This is a genomic window from Gelidimonas denitrificans (genome assembly GCF_055694065.1).
On sequence record NZ_CM146350.1, the window covers coordinates 2,706,676 to 2,722,312 of the forward strand.

The 15,637-nt window shown below is 56.4% G+C and carries 18 protein-coding genes; 8 read left to right on the top strand and 10 right to left on the bottom strand.

Translation table 11 applies throughout. The features are described from left to right. The first annotated feature begins 7 nt into the window (after positions 1–7). From FKCLFG_RS12605 to FKCLFG_RS12615, 3 genes are all read left to right on the top strand, one after another. Positions 8–862 carry an SIS domain-containing protein gene (locus FKCLFG_RS12605; protein WP_472613426.1) on the top strand — a complete coding sequence of 285 codons (855 nt, stop codon included), beginning with the start codon at positions 8–10 and terminating at the stop codon, positions 860–862. Between the two features lie 38 nt (positions 863–900). Next, the gene (locus tag FKCLFG_RS12610; protein WP_472615854.1) at positions 901–1,752 is read left to right on the top strand and encodes an MOSC domain-containing protein; all 852 of its coding nucleotides are present in this window, start codon (positions 901–903) and stop codon (positions 1,750–1,752) included. A gap of 201 nt (positions 1,753–1,953) precedes the next feature. Next, positions 1,954–2,670 carry a hypothetical protein gene (locus tag FKCLFG_RS12615; protein ID WP_472613427.1) on the top strand — a complete coding sequence of 239 codons (717 nt, stop codon included), beginning with the start codon at positions 1,954–1,956 and terminating at the stop codon, positions 2,668–2,670. A 96-nt stretch (positions 2,671–2,766) separates the two neighbouring features. Here FKCLFG_RS12615 and FKCLFG_RS12620 read toward each other — a convergent pair whose 3' ends face one another. The 5 genes from FKCLFG_RS12620 to FKCLFG_RS12640 all read right to left on the bottom strand — a co-directional run bounded on the left by FKCLFG_RS12620 (position 2,767) and on the right by FKCLFG_RS12640 (position 7,271). After that, positions 2,767–3,027, bottom strand: a complete 261-nt coding sequence (locus tag FKCLFG_RS12620; protein WP_472613428.1) for a YfhL family 4Fe-4S dicluster ferredoxin — start codon at positions 3,025–3,027, stop codon at positions 2,767–2,769. 63 nt (positions 3,028–3,090) lie between these two features. Continuing rightward, positions 3,091–3,588 carry a pantetheine-phosphate adenylyltransferase gene (gene coaD / locus FKCLFG_RS12625; RefSeq protein ID WP_472613429.1) on the bottom strand — a complete coding sequence of 166 codons (498 nt, stop codon included), beginning with the start codon at positions 3,586–3,588 and terminating at the stop codon, positions 3,091–3,093. Between the two features lie 78 nt (positions 3,589–3,666). Next, a complete protein-coding gene (gene rsmD, locus FKCLFG_RS12630; RefSeq protein ID WP_472613430.1) occupies positions 3,667–4,323 on the bottom strand; it encodes a 16S rRNA (guanine(966)-N(2))-methyltransferase RsmD in 657 nt (218 codons plus the stop codon). Positions 4,324–4,433: 110 nt separating this feature from the next. Then, entirely contained in the window at positions 4,434–5,765 is a 1,332-nt protein-coding gene (locus FKCLFG_RS12635; RefSeq protein ID WP_472613431.1) for a M16 family metallopeptidase, read from the bottom strand. A gap of 138 nt (positions 5,766–5,903) precedes the next feature. Next, the gene (locus tag FKCLFG_RS12640; RefSeq protein WP_472613432.1) at positions 5,904–7,271 is read right to left on the bottom strand and encodes a M16 family metallopeptidase; all 1,368 of its coding nucleotides are present in this window, start codon (positions 7,269–7,271) and stop codon (positions 5,904–5,906) included. Positions 7,272–7,344: 73 nt separating this feature from the next. Between FKCLFG_RS12640 and ftsY the strand changes: the two genes are divergently transcribed. From ftsY to rpoH, 4 genes are all read left to right on the top strand, one after another. Next, complete coding sequence (ftsY, locus tag FKCLFG_RS12645; RefSeq protein WP_472613433.1) at positions 7,345–8,406, top strand: signal recognition particle-docking protein FtsY; 1,062 nt, start codon at positions 7,345–7,347, stop codon at positions 8,404–8,406. A gap of 75 nt (positions 8,407–8,481) precedes the next feature. Further along, positions 8,482–9,153 (top strand): cell division ATP-binding protein FtsE, encoded by a 672-nt coding sequence (locus FKCLFG_RS12650; RefSeq protein WP_472613434.1) that lies wholly within the window; start codon positions 8,482–8,484, stop codon positions 9,151–9,153. Continuing rightward, a complete protein-coding gene (gene ftsX, locus FKCLFG_RS12655; RefSeq protein WP_472613435.1) occupies positions 9,150–10,064 on the top strand; it encodes a permease-like cell division protein FtsX in 915 nt (304 codons plus the stop codon). Before FKCLFG_RS12650 ends, ftsX begins: the two co-directional genes overlap by 4 nt. Before the next feature lie 334 nt (positions 10,065–10,398). Beyond that, positions 10,399–11,313, top strand: coding sequence for an RNA polymerase sigma factor RpoH (gene rpoH, locus FKCLFG_RS12660; protein WP_472613436.1), 915 nt, complete (start codon positions 10,399–10,401; stop codon positions 11,311–11,313). 80 nt (positions 11,314–11,393) lie between these two features. Here rpoH and FKCLFG_RS12665 read toward each other — a convergent pair whose 3' ends face one another. Genes FKCLFG_RS12665 through FKCLFG_RS12685 form a run of 5 tightly spaced genes read right to left on the bottom strand, consistent with a single transcriptional unit; the run spans position 11,394 to position 15,350 of the window. Further along, entirely contained in the window at positions 11,394–12,026 is a 633-nt protein-coding gene (locus tag FKCLFG_RS12665; protein WP_472613437.1) for an SCO family protein, read from the bottom strand. A gap of 4 nt (positions 12,027–12,030) precedes the next feature. Beyond that, on the bottom strand, positions 12,031–12,915 hold the full coding sequence (gene cyoE / locus FKCLFG_RS12670) for a heme o synthase (protein ID WP_472613438.1): 885 nt from the start codon (positions 12,913–12,915) through the stop codon (positions 12,031–12,033). A gap of 10 nt (positions 12,916–12,925) precedes the next feature. Continuing rightward, positions 12,926–14,041 (bottom strand): COX15/CtaA family protein, encoded by a 1,116-nt coding sequence (locus FKCLFG_RS12675; RefSeq protein WP_472613439.1) that lies wholly within the window; start codon positions 14,039–14,041, stop codon positions 12,926–12,928. Between the two features lie 9 nt (positions 14,042–14,050). Beyond that, positions 14,051–14,596, bottom strand: coding sequence for an SCO family protein (locus FKCLFG_RS12680; protein WP_472615855.1), 546 nt, complete (start codon positions 14,594–14,596; stop codon positions 14,051–14,053). A 40-nt stretch (positions 14,597–14,636) separates the two neighbouring features. Continuing rightward, a complete protein-coding gene (locus tag FKCLFG_RS12685; RefSeq protein ID WP_472613440.1) occupies positions 14,637–15,350 on the bottom strand; it encodes an SURF1 family protein in 714 nt (237 codons plus the stop codon). Positions 15,351–15,431: 81 nt separating this feature from the next. On the opposite strand from FKCLFG_RS12685, the gene FKCLFG_RS12690 reads away from it, so the two are divergent. Continuing rightward, positions 15,432–15,632, top strand: a complete 201-nt coding sequence (locus FKCLFG_RS12690; RefSeq protein ID WP_472613441.1) for a twin transmembrane helix small protein — start codon at positions 15,432–15,434, stop codon at positions 15,630–15,632. Positions 15,633–15,637: the final 5 nt, after the last annotated feature.

Sequence of the window (15,637 nt, forward strand, 5' to 3'; positions counted from 1 at the left end):
GAACAACATGCTGCTTGCATCGATACAAACCCAGCTCGACGCGTTCTCAAAGTCAGAGAGGAAAGTCGCGCTCGCGGTACTTGCACATCCGGAAGCCACGGTCGCCGAAAACATCACGGCGCTGGCCAAAAGCGCACAAGTATCGGAACCGACAGTGGTACGTTTCTGCCGCTCGCTTGGCTTTGACGGCTGGCATGAATTCAAGCTCAAGCTGGCGCAAAACATTGCGCTGGCAATGCCGGGCGCGCCCGAATCGCCAGCGCAAGATGATCTTGCGGCAGATCTCGTGAACAAGATTTGCAGCCGCTCGATCCACACTTTGCTCGACTTGAGGAACCATCTGAAGCCGGATACGATTCAGCGCGCGCTGGATATATTGGTGCAATCCAACAAGATAGAATTTTATGGCCAGGGTAGCTCCGGCATTGTCGCAGCCGATGCCCAGCATAAGTTTTTTCGTTCCGGCGTACCGACCGTCGCCTATGCCGACCCGCACATTCACAGCATCGCGGCCACGCTGCTCAAAGAAGGCGATACCGTGGTCGCGATTTCGCAACGCGGCAACAGCACTTCCCTGCTGCGCAGCGTGGAATTGGCGCGTAAAGGCGGCGCCAGCATCATCGCGCTGGCCCCCAGCGGCACCCCGCTTGCCGCACTGGCAACGGTGCTGATTCCGATCGACATCAGCTTCAATATCGATCCCTATACGCCGATTTCCGCACGACTGGCGCACCTGGTCGTGATTGACATCCTGGCGGTGGGCCTGGCGCTGAAACGCGGGCCGGAATTCCGCCAGAAAATGCAGGGAGCGCAAAAGGCCTTGCAGGAATTCGATATCCGGCTTGATTCATTCATAAGCTGAAACAACCAACAAAAAATCTAATGAAATCTAATAGCACCATGGCGACACTGACCGAACTCAATTTCTATCCGATCAAATCCTGCGGCGCGATTGCATTGACCGAGGCGACCTTGACGCCTGCCGGCCTGATGCACGACTTCATCTACGACCGCGAATGGATGGTAGTCGATATGCAGGGCAACTTCATGACGCAGCGCGAACATCCGGCGATGGCGCGAATCACGCCCCGCATCTATGCCGATCGGCTGAAACTGCGCGCGCCCGGGATGCTGGAGCTGGAGATTCCGCTCGATCTGCCCGACGCGGAACATGCGCCCACCATTACCGTGCGGGTCTGGGACGATACGCTGACGGCCTACGATTGCGACGCCGTTACGGCGCACTGGTTTTCGCAGGTATTGGGAGTACCGTGCCGGTTGGTGCGCTTTCATCCCCACGCCAGCCGCGTCACGAACACCCGCTGGACCGCACATGCCGACGTGTCGGCGCTATTCTCGGACGGTTATCCATTCCTGCTGATCTCGCAGGCATCGCTGGCCGACCTGAACCAGAAACTGGCTGCGCAGGATCGCGCGCCGCTGCCGATGAACCGCTTTCGTCCGAATCTCGTGATTGATGGCGTGGAGGCGTTTGAGGAGGATTACATCGAAAGCCTGCGCATTGGCGAGGCCATATTAAAACCAGTAAAGCCCTGCGCGCGCTGCCCGATACCGTCGGTCGATCAGGCCACCGGGATTGTCGGCCCCGACCCGCTGGACATCTTGCGCAGTTATCGCGCCAATCCCAAGGTCGATGGCGGCATCACGTTCGGCATGAATGTGATCTTGCAACAAGGGAAGGGCCAGGTAGTGCGATTAGGGCAGGAAGTCGATATCACGCTGGCGTTTTGATTTTTTGTAACAATTTCCCGTGTCGGATTTTACGGTTTGTTCTCTGGAATATAATCGCGCCGTTTCCTGAAATCGAAGCAGTATCTAGCTTTTGGGGTGGGAAGTGCCGAAATGTGTTGCCAGTCAGCGCACTGGCTTATCAGTCACTTTGTGACATATAGACATTCGGCCCGACAACAACTTAGGAAGAATCCATATTAGATGACAAGCAACCCAATATCACTGAATCCGTCTTCAATTGCTCGCGTTTTGGGAGCAGTGGCTTTTTTTCTGGTTCTTGCCAGCACCGCAGGACAGTTGACGGTTTACCTGACCGGGCATGAGCGGGTGTATGGGCTGGTCCGGCTGTTTAACGTCGGCACTGAGCTCAATCTCCCAGCCTTTTTCTCCACGTTCATACTAGTCTTCGCGGCCCTACTTCTGGCGGTCATCACCGTACTGGAAAAAAAACGGCAAGCTTCTCACGTTTTGCATTGGACGATCCTTTCATTCGGATTCTTGCTCATGGCGGTTGATGAAGCAGTTACCCTGCATGAAATGCTGGTTGAACCAATGCGCACGCTGTTGGGCGATGGCAATCTCGGCGCCTTTCATTTCGCCTGGGTCATTCCTGGCATCGTACTCGTGCTGGTTCTCGGGCTGTACTTCCTGAAATTCCTGTTGCATCTCCCTGCGAAAACGAGGTTCACTTTCCTGATGGCTGCGATTATCTACCTCGGCGGGGCCATCGGTTTCGAGCTTATCGGCGGGCGCTACGCGGAATTGCATGGAACACACAATTTGGCCTACAACATGATTTCAACCATTGAGGAAAGTCTCGAGATGGCGGGCGTTATTATTTTCATCTGGGCGCTGCTGACATATATCGCCGGCAACTATAAGGAAGTGCGATTCCGGTTTGATGAAATCAAGGCCTGACCAGGCGCTGCGCCAGTGCGGAACTGAAACGAAAAAAGGAGAGATTGAAAATCTCTCCTTTTTTACAGCAAATGCTGATTTTTAATCCGCAAGCGCTTAACGTGTCTTCAACTCCGCCTGTAGCCGCTCATACTTGGCTTGCAGTTGCTCTTTGGTCTCGCGCCGGTCCGGGTTGAACGGGATACAGCTTACCGGGCAGACTTGCTGGCATTGCGGCTCCTTGTAATGGCCGACGCACTCGGTGCATTTGTCAGGGTCGATCTCATAGATCTCAGGCCCCATGTAAATCGCTTCGTTCGGGCACTCGGGCTCGCACACATCGCAGTTGATACAGTCATCCGTTATTATTAAAGCCATAAAACACCTCTTTTTACCGCTGGAATTCGACTTGCGCCGCAGCAATCTACGGCGCAATCAAACTCAATCAGACTCTTGCTTTTGTTCCGTTAATTTGGATTGTAGCCATTTCTCGACTGAAGGAAAAACGAACTTGGAGACGTCGCCGCCCAGGGTCGCAATCTCGCGCACGATGGTGCCGGAAATGAACTGGTACTGGTCGGATGGCGTCAGGAACATGGTTTCGACATCCGGCAGCAGGTAGCGATTCATGCCGGCCATCTGGAATTCGTATTCAAAGTCTGACACTGCGCGCAAACCGCGCACGATGACGCGCGCATCGTGGCGGCGCACAAAATCCTTCAGCAAGCCGGAAAAACTCTCGACCTGCACGTTTGGATAATGGCCCAGCACTTCGTTTGCAATCGAGAGCCGCTCATCCAGAGCAAAAAACGGGCTTTTGTTTTTGCTGTCGGCGACCCCGACAATCAGCTTACTGAATAAGCTCGATGCACGGCGCACTAGATCTTCGTGACCGCGCGTGAGCGGATCGAATGTTCCCGGATATACAGCAATAACCATCGATTTTCCTTCGAAATATCAACCAAATTGAACGCGCATTATGCCTCATAAAACATGCCAAACAGGTCTGCCTGGCGCTTAATTCTTGCGCTGCAGCAAATGGTAGAACACCATTCCCGCCTCTCCTTGCCGAATTACCTGCCACGGCGCCAGCCATTCAGGCGGACTGTCCTGCGTTAGCGCGATCTCGGATTCGGCATAAATGATACCGTTTTCGGACAATAAATGTACGCACAGCGGCAATATGCGCCCCAGCCATTCTTGCTCATAGGGCGGATCGAGGAAAATCAGGTCGAAGCGCTGGGCGCTGTCCGGCGCGCTGCCGGCGAATTTGGATGCCACCGAAAATGCATCGCCGCGCAGAATACTGACTTGCGCTGCTTGCAGCTTGTCCTTGGTGGTCTGGAGTTGTTGCGCTGCGGGGGTATGCTCTTCCACCATCAAGACGCTGGCCGCGCCGCGACTCGCCGCCTCGAAACCGAGCGCGCCGGTGCCGGCAAACAAATCAAGGCAATGCAACCGGCTCCAGCCGCCACCCTGCAAAAAATGCAGCCAGTTGAAGACCGTTTCGCGCACCCGGTCCGGAGTCGGGCGCAAACCTTCTACGTCCAGCACCAGCAAAGGCGTGCGTTTCCACTGACCGCCGATGATGCGCACCTGTTGCGCCGGGCCGCTGCGAGGGCGGCCCGGCGCTGTTTGTTTAGTCTTGCCGGAATATTTTTTCTGTGGCCGCATGTGTGATAAATATCAAAGGAGTATATGAATAAATACTGCCATTGCCGCATTATTTCATTGAAATAAAATAAATACAGTAATGGGTATAGCCTTGCCGAATAAATTTCGTCCTATTTCTGCTGATCTACGCCGACCACCACCGTGACCAGTTTGTCGAGCGCCACTTTGCGTGCGAATGCGGCCCGGATGTCGGCCGTCGTAACTTTGGCAATGTTGGCAGTCCAGGTATCGAGATAATCCAGCGGCAACCGGTAATAGCCGATGGCGGCGATATTGTCGAGAATCTTGCGGTTATTGTCGATGCGCAAGGCAAAACCACCGACCAGGTTGTCCTTGGCGGCCTTCAGTTCAGCCTGGCTCGGGCCATCTTGCAGGAAGGCGTCCAGCGTGCTGCGCACCACTTTCAGTGCGTCATCAGCCTGCGCCTTGCTGGTCTGCAAGCCGATCTGGAACGGTCCGGGCTGCGCCATCGGGCTGAAATAACTGTAAATGCTGTACGACAAACCGCGCTTTTCGCGCACTTCGCGGGTCAGGCGCGAGACGAAGCCGCCGCCGCCCAGAATGTAATTGCCGACCATCAGCGTGAAGTAATCCGGATCGCTGCGTTGCAGCGCCGGCGCGCCGATCAGGATATGCGCCTGCGAGGCCGGATGCGGGATGCGCAACTCTTCTGTGTGGGCTGGCGGCACGTCCGGCATTGCCGGCAGCGCAGCAGCGCTATGCGGCAGACGTTGCGTCAGTTGCCGTGCAATCACATCCGCTTCGGGCCGGGATATGTCGCCGATCAGTGCGATCACCGCGCGGTCGGCGACGTAATGGCTGCGATGAAATTCCAACACATCGGCACGGCTGATGGTGGCGACCGAATCGACGCTGGCTTGCTGTCCGTACGGATGATTGCCGTATAAGGTCTTCCAGAACGCCTTGTCGGCAATCGCTTCCGGCTTGGTCAGCTCCTCTTTCAGATGGGCGATGGTGCGCGCCTTGTCGCGGGCCAGGATGTCCTCCGGAAAACTCGGCTGCGCCAGCAGACGCGCCAGCAGCGCCAGCGAGGCATCGCGCTCGACCGGGCTGGACAGGGTGCGCAAGCTTACGCCGGCGCGCTCGCTGCCGGCAGCACCGCCGCGTTGGGCTGCGGTGTCAGCGAAGGCGTCAGACACCTGCGCCTCGGACAGCGCCGGCTCAGTGGCCACCGCCTGCACGCCGCGTGCCAGCATGCCGTTGGTGAATGCCGCCAGGCCGGCTTTGCCAGACGGGTCGCGGCGCGCGCCGGCATCGAACTCGACGCTGACATCGAGCATCGGGATCGTGTGGTTTTCGACAAACAGCACGCGCGCGCCATTTTCCAGCGTCCAGTTCTGGATTTGCAGCGCAGCGTATGCAGGAACAGTGCCAATAACGAAACTGATGGCGACCCATATCGGAAATAAAATGCGTTTCATATTTTTCTCAATTTTTTGCATGTTGGAGTGTGCGCGGCAGGCGTCATTTCGATCCTGGGCAGACTGCAGCCACAGAGAGTTTCTCGATGCCATCCGGGCTGGTGTTTAGCAATGCGTGTCTATTGCAGGGCTAGCACATCAGTGCCGCAGCCCCTTCACTTCGGTGGGCTGCGCCGGTTTCTCCGACAGCGGCAGCGGCTCCAGCGTGGCCACCGTCAGCGCATCATCAATGAAATAACGTTGTGCGACCGCCTGCACTTGTTGCGAAGTGACCGCCCGCAGTTTTTCGATGATGCGGTCGATCTGCTTGTACGACACGCCGGTCATTTCCATCATGCCGATTTCCATCGCCTGGCCGAACACCGAATCGCGTTTGTAGATCTGGCCGGCAATCAGTTGCGTCTTGACCCGTTTGAGTTCCGCTTCGGGCACGCCTTCGCGGGCGATGCGCTCGACTTCGGCGCGCAAGCGCGCTTCCAGTTGTACCGTGGTGGTGCCTGCGCTCGGCGTACCTTCCAGCGTAAACAGTACCGGGCCGCGGGCATTGCTGAAATAGCCGGCGCCGACTGCATTGGCGACCTTATCGGCACGTACCAACTGCGCATTCAGTCGCGCATTGTCGTAACCGTCAAGCACTGCCGACAGCACATCGAGCGCATGCACATCGTCATCTTTTTCCACATCGCGCAAGGTCGGCACCTTGAAAGCCAGCACCACGAAAGGATTTTCGGCCGGCGCCTTGACGGTCACGCGCTTGATGCCGCGTTGCAGCGGTTCTAGTTGCGGCTTGCGTACCGGCAATACCTTGGCGGGGATTTTGCCGAAATATTTCTCGGCCAGCTTGACCACTTTAGCCGCATCGACATCGCCGGCGACCACCAGCGTCGCATTATTCGGCGCATACCAACGGTCATGCCAGGCTTTGGCGTCCTGCACCGTCATCTGCTGCAAATCGTCCATCCAGCCGACTATCGGATGATGATACGGATGCGCGACGAAAGCGGCTGCGTCCAGGGCTTCGCCCACCAGCGCCATCGGCTGATCGTCGGTGCGCAGGCGGCGCTCTTCCATCACAACCCTGATTTCCTGGGCAAACTCCTTCTTGTCGAACACCAGATTAGCCATGCGGTCGGCTTCCAGCGCCATCACCGCTTCCAGCTTCGACTTTCCGATTTGCTGGAAATACGCAGTGTAATCCTTGCTGGTGAAAGCATTTTCGCGCCCGCCCAAAGCCGCCACTCGCTCGCTGAATTCACCCGGCTTAAGGGTTTTGGTGCCCTTGAACATCATGTGTTCCAGCGCGTGCGCGACACCGGTGGTGCCATTGAACTCATCCATTGCGCCGATTTTGTACCACACCATCTGCGCCGCGGTCGGGGCCCGATGATCTTCCTTGACGATGATTTTCATGCCGTTTTTCAGCATGAATTCCTGCGCCGGCTGCGCCAGTGCGAAAACCGGCGCCAGCGCCAGCAACCCGGCTGAAACAAGAAGTCGAAATTTCATAGTTGTCTGCTCTGTTAGAATGCGGTTGATTGTATCTCCTTGCATGTTCCATCGCTACAGACCCCCCATTCCCATGTTTAGTTTCTTCAAGAAAAAACCCAAACCCGAGGCCGTTATACCCCAGGTGCCGCCGGCGACTGAACTCCGGGAACAGACATTGCCGCCGCTCGCACCAATGCCATCGGAGCCGGTCGCTAGCGCCAGTTTGGCTGCAGTGCCAGCTACCGAGCCGGAAGCAAAACGTACCTGGCTGGCCCGCCTGAAATCCGGCCTGTCGAAAACCTCCAACAACCTGACAATGCTGTTCGTCGGCGCCAAAATCAACGACGACTTGTACGAAGAGCTGGAAGCGGCGCTGCTGATGGCCGACGCCGGGATGGAAGCGACCCAGTTCCTGCTTAACGCGCTGAAAAAGAAAGTCAAAACTGAAAAGCTGACCGAGGCAGCGCAGGTCAAAGCTGCTTTGCGGGCGCTCTTGATCGAGATGCTGACGCCGCTGCAAAAACCGTTCGAACTCGGCCGCCATCAGCCGCTGGTGATGATGATCGCCGGCGTCAACGGGGCCGGCAAGACCACCACCATCGGCAAATTGGCCAAGCATTTACAGGCCCACGGCCAGTCGGTATTGCTGGCCGCCGGCGATACTTTCCGCGCCGCCGCACGCGAGCAATTGGCAGTCTGGGGCGAGCGCAACAATGTCAGCGTGATTTCGCAAGAATCCGGCGACCCGGCTGCCATCGCATTCGATGCGGTGCAATCGGCACGCGCACGCGGCGTCAATGTAGTGATGATCGATACCGCCGGACGGTTGCCGACCCAGCTGCACCTGATGGAAGAACTGAAGAAAATCAAGCGTGTGATCGGCAAAGGATGCGAGGGTGCACCGCACGAAATATTGCTGGTGATCGACGGCAATACCGGCCAGAACGCGCTGACCCAGGTCAAGGCTTTCGACGATGCGCTGGGCCTGACCGGCCTGGTGGTGACCAAACTGGATGGCACCGCCAAGGGCGGCATCATCGCCGCGGTGGCAAGAAACCGCCCGATCCCGATTTACTTCATTGGGGTGGGCGAAAAGATTGAAGACTTGCAACCGTTCGATGCACACGAATTCGTCGATGCGATATTCGATTGAGCGTTGCCTGAGTCACATCTTAAGAAAATTCGAAGTAAGTTCCGAATAACACCCAAGCAGGCACTGCGTACAACCATGATCGCGTTCCAGCACGTTTCCAAACGCTATGCGCACGACATCACTGCACTTAGCGACATCACCCTGACAGTCACCAAAGGCGAACTGGTATTTTTGGCCGGCCCATCCGGGGCCGGCAAATCCACCCTGCTCAAGCTGCTTGCAGCCATCGAGCGCCCGAGCAGCGGCCAGGTCACGCTAAACGGCCAGGATATCGGCAAGCTTAAACGCGCCGGTCTGCCTTATCTGCGTCGCAATCTGGGCTTAATTTTTCAGCAACAACGGCTATTGCAAGACCGCCATGTGCTGGCCAACGTGATGCTGCCGTTGATCGTCACCGGTGCATCCTCGGCAGAAGCCGAGAAGCGCGCACTAGCAGCGCTGGACAAGGTCGGGCTGCTGGACCGCGCCAAGTCGGAGCCGCAAGCACTGTCCGGCGGCGAACAACAACGCGCGGCGATCGCGCGCGCAATCGTCAACCGGCCGCAACTGATTCTGGCCGACGAGCCCACCGCCAACCTCGACCGCGACAGCGCCAACCAGGTGCTCGAAGCGCTCAAGGCGTTTCACAGCGCCGGCGTGACCTGCCTGATTTCGACCCACGATGAACAATTTCTCGATAGCGCCACGCGCGTAATTTACCTGCGCCAAGGTCAGTTAATCGAGACCTGGCGCAAGGAAACAGCATGAAAATCTGGCTGCGGGAACATCGCTTCGCCTTGACTGACGCGCTGCGCAAACTTATCAGGACGCCCGGCAGTTTCGCCTTCAACGTGCTGGTGGTGGCGATTGCGCTGGCCTTGCCTATCGCTGGCCTGACCCTGCTCGAAAACATTCGTCCGGTCACGCAGCAACTGGCGGTGGAACCCGAGATCAGCCTGTTCCTGGCGGCCGACACGCCGGCCGAGCAGGCGCGCGCACTGGCATCCGGCATCCGCAACACGCTGCCGCCGACCAGCAAAAAATCCCGGATCGAATTCGTCCCGCGCGAGCAAGCGCTGGATGCGCTCAAGGAAAAAACCGGATTGGCCGATGCACTGGAAACCCTGGGCCAGAATCCATTGCCGGACGCCTACATCATCCGGCTGTCGAATACCGATGCTAGCGCAGTCGATGCGCTGGCCGAGCGCCTGAAAGCGTTGCCGGGAGTCGAGACGGTGCAGGTTGATTCGGACTGGGTCAAGCGCTTGGCAGCAATGCTGCAAATAATGCGGCTGGCCCTGCTGCTGCTGGCGGTGACGCTGGGCGTGGTGGTGATGGCAGTGGTGTTCAATACAGTGCGACTGCAAGTGCTGACGCAACGCGAAGAGATCGCGGTATCGCGCCTGCTCGGCGCCACCGATGCCTTCATTCATCGACCGTTTTACTATACCGGCGCACTGCTCGGCGTATGCGCCGGTGCGGTGGCAGTGAGTGCGGTGGCGCTGGCGCTGCAACCGCTCAACGCAGCGATTACAGAATTTGCCCGGCTATACGCGTCAGAGTTCCGCCTTACTGCGCTGGACCTATCCACCACGCTGACGCTGCTGGCGACCAGCGCCGCACTGGGCCTGTTCGGCGCCACTCTATCGGTACGCAGGCATTTGGCGCAACTTCCTTAGCATTTTAAAATATACTGAATAATGTATTTTTAATGATGCCTTATATCATTGCGTAAAAATCATATAAAAACGATATACCCCGCATTTTTATGATTAATGAGATTTTTTACGGAGCGCAATCCGGCCATAAAATCTTGATGCCGCGCAATTAGTAGAACTAATTCGTCTCTATACTTTCTAACTGTGTAGTTGTCTGTTTGACTGGCAATAAATATTGACGCTCCACGCAACCAAAACGCAATTTAGCACTCTCCTATAGAGAGTGCTAAGATATCAAAAGAACTTGTTTGGCATGCCGCAAAGCAATTTCACCATCAGTAATATGAGGAGAAAAATGAAAGTACCAACCACTCAGTCTCAGTCTGTCGCGCCAGCGTTGGTTGCCAATAGCAATAATGCACTCGCGCTGGGATTTTCGGGTAGCTTGGGCAATATCGACGCTTACATCTCGGCAGTCAATCGCCTGCCTATGTTAAGCCACGAAGAAGAAATGTCGCTGGCGCGCCGTCTGCGCGAACAAAACGATCTGGCTGCAGCGCAGGATATGGTGCTGTCGCATTTGCGCCTTGTGGTATCGATTGCACGCGGCTATCTGGGCTACGGCCTGCCACACGCCGACCTGATTCAGGAAGGCAATATCGGCTTGATGAAAGCGGTCAAACGCTTCGATCCCGACCAAGGCGTGCGCCTGGTGTCGTATGCAATGCACTGGATCAAGGCTGAAATGCATGAGTACATCCTGAAAAACTGGCGGCTGGTCAAGGTTGCCACCACAAAGGCACAACGTAAGCTGTTTTTCAATCTGCGCAGCCACAAGGAAGGCCTGGGCGCGATGACGCCGAAGCAGATCGATGCGCTGGCCGCAACCTTGAATGTCAAGCGCGAAGAAGTCATCGAGATGGAAACACGTCTGACCGGACGCGATATTGCACTCGAACCACAGACCGACGATGACGAAGACAAGTTCGCGCCGATTGCCTATCTTTCGTCAGAAACTACCGAGCCGACCAAGGTGCTGGAAGCGCAACAAACCGACCGGCTGCAATCTGAGGGGCTGCAAACGGCGCTGGGCACGCTGGACGCCCGTTCCCGTCGCATTGTCGAAGCACGCTGGCTTGCCAATGACGATGGCTCTGGCGCTACTCTGCACACGCTGGCCGACGAATTCGGCGTCTCTGCCGAGCGCATCCGCCAGATTGAAGCTGTCGCACTGAAAAAGATGAAGGGTGCGCTGGTGGCGTATATCTAATCACTGGCTCCGGCTTCAACGTTAAAAAAGCGCTCCGAAGAGCGCTTTTTTTTGTTTCAACAGTCATCGTTCAACATGCATTATTTCAGCAGCAATTTCAAGTCGCTGGCAATCGGTGCAGCACCTTGTCCGTGCCGGATGAACAGGCGCATCCGGCCCTGCGGATCGAACACGTAGCTACCGGCGGTATGATCCATCGTGTAGCTTCCCGGCTCCTTGCTCGGCGCTTTTTGATAAAAAATACGGAAGTCCTTGGCTATTTTTTCGGTGGCAGCCTGGTCGCCAACCATGCCCAGAAAACGTGGATCGAAGGCCGGCACGTATTGCGCCAGCAACGCCTGTGTGTCGCGTTCCGGATCAATCGACACAAACAACACTTGCACGCGGTCCGACAACGGGCCCAACTCGTGCATGACACTCGCCATTTCCGCCATGGTGGTCGGACAGACATCGGGGCACTGGGTGTAGCCGAAGAAAACCACAACGGCCTTGCCCTTGAAATCGGCCAGAGTCCGGGCCTTGCCATGATGGTCGGTCAGTGCAAAATCTTTGGCGTAATCGATCCCGGTGATGTCGGTATTCTGGAAGGCAACCTTGTCAGGAGAGACCAGGCTCTGCAAGCGTTCCGACAGCGGTTTGTCGCCGCAGGCGGTCAGCACCAGAGTGGCAGCAAAAAGAGTAATCAGCGTACGTGAGGCGGGAATTAAGCGCATGGATTCAAAATGGAAAATAGTGATCGACCAACAGGGCTGCAAATAACAGCGACAGGTAAATAATCGAATAAGCAAATGTCTTACGCGCCAGCAGGTCATTGTAATGGCGATAAATTTGCCACGCGTACCACAGAAAAATAACGCCCAATAGCAGCGCGCTAAACAGATAAATCAAGCCGCTCATGCGCACCGCATAGGGCAAAGTGGTGGTGGCAACCAGTACGATCGTATACAACCAGACATGAAAGCCGGTGAATTCCATGCCATGCGTAATCGGTAGCATGGGCAATCCCGACTTTGCATAATCATCGCGCCGGTACATGGCAAGCGCCCAGAAATGCGGCGGCGTCCAGACGAAAATAATCAACACCAGCAGCCATGCCTGCATCGGCACATCATTGGCTATTGCGGCCCAGCCGAGCGCAGGCGGCATCGCACCGGACAAACCACCGATGACAATGTTTTGCGGCGTCGCCGGCTTCAGAATGATGGTGTAAATCACCGCATAGCCGACGAAAGTGGCGAAAGTCAGCCACATCGTCAACGGGTTGACCAGGTTATATAGCACCAGCATACCCATACCGCCCAGAACGCCGGAAAAAACCAGCGTTTGCGGTACCGTGATGGCGCCGTTGGCCGTCGGGCGACGCGCAGTGCGTGCCATGCGCGAATCGATTTCGCGCTCCACCAGGCAGTTGACCGCGAATGCCGCGCTTGCCAGCAACCAGATACCGACAGTGGCAGCGATGACGACTTTCCAGTCCGGCAAATCCGGAGCGGCCAAGAACATGCCGATCACCGCGCAAAATACGGCCAGTTGTGTGACGCGCGGCTTGGTCAGCGCTAGATATTGGGCCAGACGGTTTTGAGAAGCGATAAGGGTTGTCATTAGGCAGAATTTAAAAGGATGATGACCGCATATGCGCTGCGCCAGGCAAGGTTTGGGATGAGATGATTGCCTTGTAGTTTAGCATCACCAACAACAGCACGAGCAGCGCGGCGCCGCCGTTATGCAGCACTGCAATAGCCAGTGGCCAGTTCAAGAATACGGCCGAGAGTCCTGTCGCAAATTGTAAGCCGACAACAATCAGCAGCCAGCGTGCGATCTGGCGCAAGGCTGTAATTTTCAGAGCGCGATATCCAACCCAGGCAATGCAGCCGATAACGATAAATGCGAAGTTGCGATGCACCCAGTGGATCGCGGTCAGAGCCGAAAACGGCAGGTAATCGCCGGCAGCAGTCTTGCCGAGATGCCGCCACAGCGTGAAGCCATGCTCAAAATCCATCGGCGGTATCAGTGCGCCATGGCACAGCGGGAAATCGGTGCAGGCGAGCGCGGCGTAGTTGGTGCTAACCCAGCCGCCCAGAGCGATCTGCAAGAATAGCAACACTAGCGCAATAGTTGCTGGCAGACGCAACGTCGCGGCACGCGGGTCTGGCACAACTGGCGCGCTTTGGCGCGCCGCCAGCCAGGTCAACAAGGCCAATAGCGTCATGCCGAGCAAAAGATGGATGGTCACGATCACCGGCTGCAATTTCAACGTCACCGTCCAGGCGCCAAACGCGCCCTGCAGGCAGACAAAAAACAGCAGCCAGGTCGGCAATCCCAGGCGAAAAGCGCTCGTCGGCTTGCGTCCGGACCGAAGCCACAAGCGCCAGGCAATCAGCATGAGAGCAATGATCAGTACCCCAACACCCATCGCCAGATAGCGATGCACCATCTCGATCCAGGCTTTCAACACGGTTACCGGACCATCCGGCATCAAGGTCTGGGCCGCATGAATATCGGCATGCGCCAGGAACGGATTAGCTTCGCCATAACAGCCAGGCCAGTCGGGACAGCCCAAGCCGGAATCGGTCAGGCGCGTAAAGGCGCCGAACATGATCAGATCGAAAGTCAGAAAAACGCTCACCCAGGCCAGCTTGCGGTATTTATTCGCGTCGGTCGAGACCCAAACCAGCGTCAGCGGCAACAGCGCCACCAACAGCCCCAAGATGGCAAGTTGAATCAGCATAATCTTGGATCAACCAACGGCTGACGCCTTCAGCAGCTTGATCAGGTCCTTCTTGATCTTGTTCGGATCGGCATCTTTTGGATAGCGCATCATCAGATTGCCCAACGGATCAATCAGGTAGATATGATCGGAGACAACGCCACCCTGCTCCACCGGCAGCCAGGCTTTTAAGGCTTGCAATGGCACACGCAAATGGCGCATGCCGTCGTATTCGCGCAGCAGCATAGTTTCGAGCGGCTTGTCGTCGGTAATCAGCCAGACGCGTTCGATGCGATCCATTTCCTTGCCTTGCGCCAGACGCAACTGGCGCATATCGTTAAGCCTGGTTTGGCAGGGAGCCTGACAATCGGCGTCATTAACCTGCACCATCAGCCACTTCCCCTGGTACGCCTGCAAGGAAAGCTGGGAGCCATCCAGCGCGGTACTGGCAAGTACCGGCATCGGATGATTTCTCGGGTCCAGCAAAGTGCCGTAGTTGGTGCGTCCGGATGGCTTAACCACGTAATACGTAAAATAGGACACGATCAAGGGTGCGGCACAGACCGCCAGCACCATGAATAATTTGCCGCGCCCAGCACGCCGTTGTCGCTGTTGCTTATTTTGTTCCACGTCGAAATCCTGTCACTACAAAAAATATAAATGCCACCGCAGTCAGCGCGAACCACTGAAACGCATAACCCCGATGCCTGTCTATGCCGATTGACGGCAACGGCCAATCCCGTTTCAAGCCATCCGGTAGCGCGCTCGTTTGCTCCAGCAGGAAGGGCTGCATTGGCAAGCCGCTGGCTTGCGCAAAACTGGCAACCTCCAGATTTTGTAAAATAGCGCCCGGGCGTAGCGCATCTTGCTGCCCAAGCTGCAATAGCCTGCCCGGATTGCGCCGGGCCATACCTTGCACTGTAATTATGCCCGCGGGTGTCGGAATAACCGGCAATTTTTTCCGGTTAGACGGGTCCCGCGGCACCCAGCCACGCGCAATCAATACGTGCATCCTGGAGCCGTCAATCCTGAACGGCATCAAAACATACAAACCGGCGACGCCTTGGTAAGGGCGGTTGTCCAGGTAGACCGGCCAGTTGGGGAGAAATTCTCCCTTTACGCTCACCGTGCGGTATTCCACATCAACAATTCCGAGCGGCCGCGCATCGATGGCAAGGTGTGGCGCCGCCGCACGTTGCGCCAATTTTATTTCGATCGCTGTCTTTTCTGCCGCGCGTCGGGTTTGCCACTGCCCGGCTGTAATCCCTATCGCCATGACCAATAAGGTGGCAACGAATGGAACCAGCCTGAAGCGAAATACACTAGGCATTACAATGTCACCTCCCCGTACGCCGCGTTGTTGGCAATGCGCTTACGGCAATCGAAACACTCTTGCACGTGACGCCCCATCATGAAAATAATCATCGCAGTCGGATTCATCCTGATTATTGCCAGCCTCGTATCTGCTCTGGTGTTTCTTATGAAAGATAAAGGTAAAAGTAACCGTACCGTCAATGCATTGGCGCTACGGGTCGGATTTTCGATCGCGTTATTTGCGCTATTACTGGCGGCGCATTATTTCGGACTGATACAACCCACTGGGCTTCGCTAGAAAAC

Coding starts and splice junctions, on each gene's coding strand:
- FKCLFG_RS12605 (WP_472613426.1), top strand. CDS start 8: ATGCTGCTTGCATCGATACAAACCCAGCTCGACGCGTTCTCAAAGTCA.
- FKCLFG_RS12610 (WP_472615854.1), top strand. CDS start 901: ATGGCGACACTGACCGAACTCAATTTCTATCCGATCAAATCCTGCGGC.
- FKCLFG_RS12615 (WP_472613427.1), top strand. CDS start 1,954: ATGACAAGCAACCCAATATCACTGAATCCGTCTTCAATTGCTCGCGTT.
- FKCLFG_RS12620 (WP_472613428.1), bottom strand. CDS start 3,027: ATGGCTTTAATAATAACGGATGACTGTATCAACTGCGATGTGTGCGAG.
- coaD (WP_472613429.1), bottom strand. CDS start 3,588: ATGGTTATTGCTGTATATCCGGGAACATTCGATCCGCTCACGCGCGGT.
- rsmD (WP_472613430.1), bottom strand. CDS start 4,323: ATGCGGCCACAGAAAAAATATTCCGGCAAGACTAAACAAACAGCGCCG.
- FKCLFG_RS12635 (WP_472613431.1), bottom strand. CDS start 5,765: ATGAAACGCATTTTATTTCCGATATGGGTCGCCATCAGTTTCGTTATT.
- FKCLFG_RS12640 (WP_472613432.1), bottom strand. CDS start 7,271: ATGAAATTTCGACTTCTTGTTTCAGCCGGGTTGCTGGCGCTGGCGCCG.
- ftsY (WP_472613433.1), top strand. CDS start 7,345: ATGTTTAGTTTCTTCAAGAAAAAACCCAAACCCGAGGCCGTTATACCC.
- FKCLFG_RS12650 (WP_472613434.1), top strand. CDS start 8,482: ATGATCGCGTTCCAGCACGTTTCCAAACGCTATGCGCACGACATCACT.
- ftsX (WP_472613435.1), top strand. CDS start 9,150: ATGAAAATCTGGCTGCGGGAACATCGCTTCGCCTTGACTGACGCGCTG.
- rpoH (WP_472613436.1), top strand. CDS start 10,399: ATGAAAGTACCAACCACTCAGTCTCAGTCTGTCGCGCCAGCGTTGGTT.
- FKCLFG_RS12665 (WP_472613437.1), bottom strand. CDS start 12,026: ATGCGCTTAATTCCCGCCTCACGTACGCTGATTACTCTTTTTGCTGCC.
- cyoE (WP_472613438.1), bottom strand. CDS start 12,915: ATGACAACCCTTATCGCTTCTCAAAACCGTCTGGCCCAATATCTAGCG.
- FKCLFG_RS12675 (WP_472613439.1), bottom strand. CDS start 14,041: ATGCTGATTCAACTTGCCATCTTGGGGCTGTTGGTGGCGCTGTTGCCG.
- FKCLFG_RS12680 (WP_472615855.1), bottom strand. CDS start 14,596: ATGGTGCTGGCGGTCTGTGCCGCACCCTTGATCGTGTCCTATTTTACG.
- FKCLFG_RS12685 (WP_472613440.1), bottom strand. CDS start 15,350: ATGCCTAGTGTATTTCGCTTCAGGCTGGTTCCATTCGTTGCCACCTTA.
- FKCLFG_RS12690 (WP_472613441.1), top strand. CDS start 15,432: ATGAAAATAATCATCGCAGTCGGATTCATCCTGATTATTGCCAGCCTC.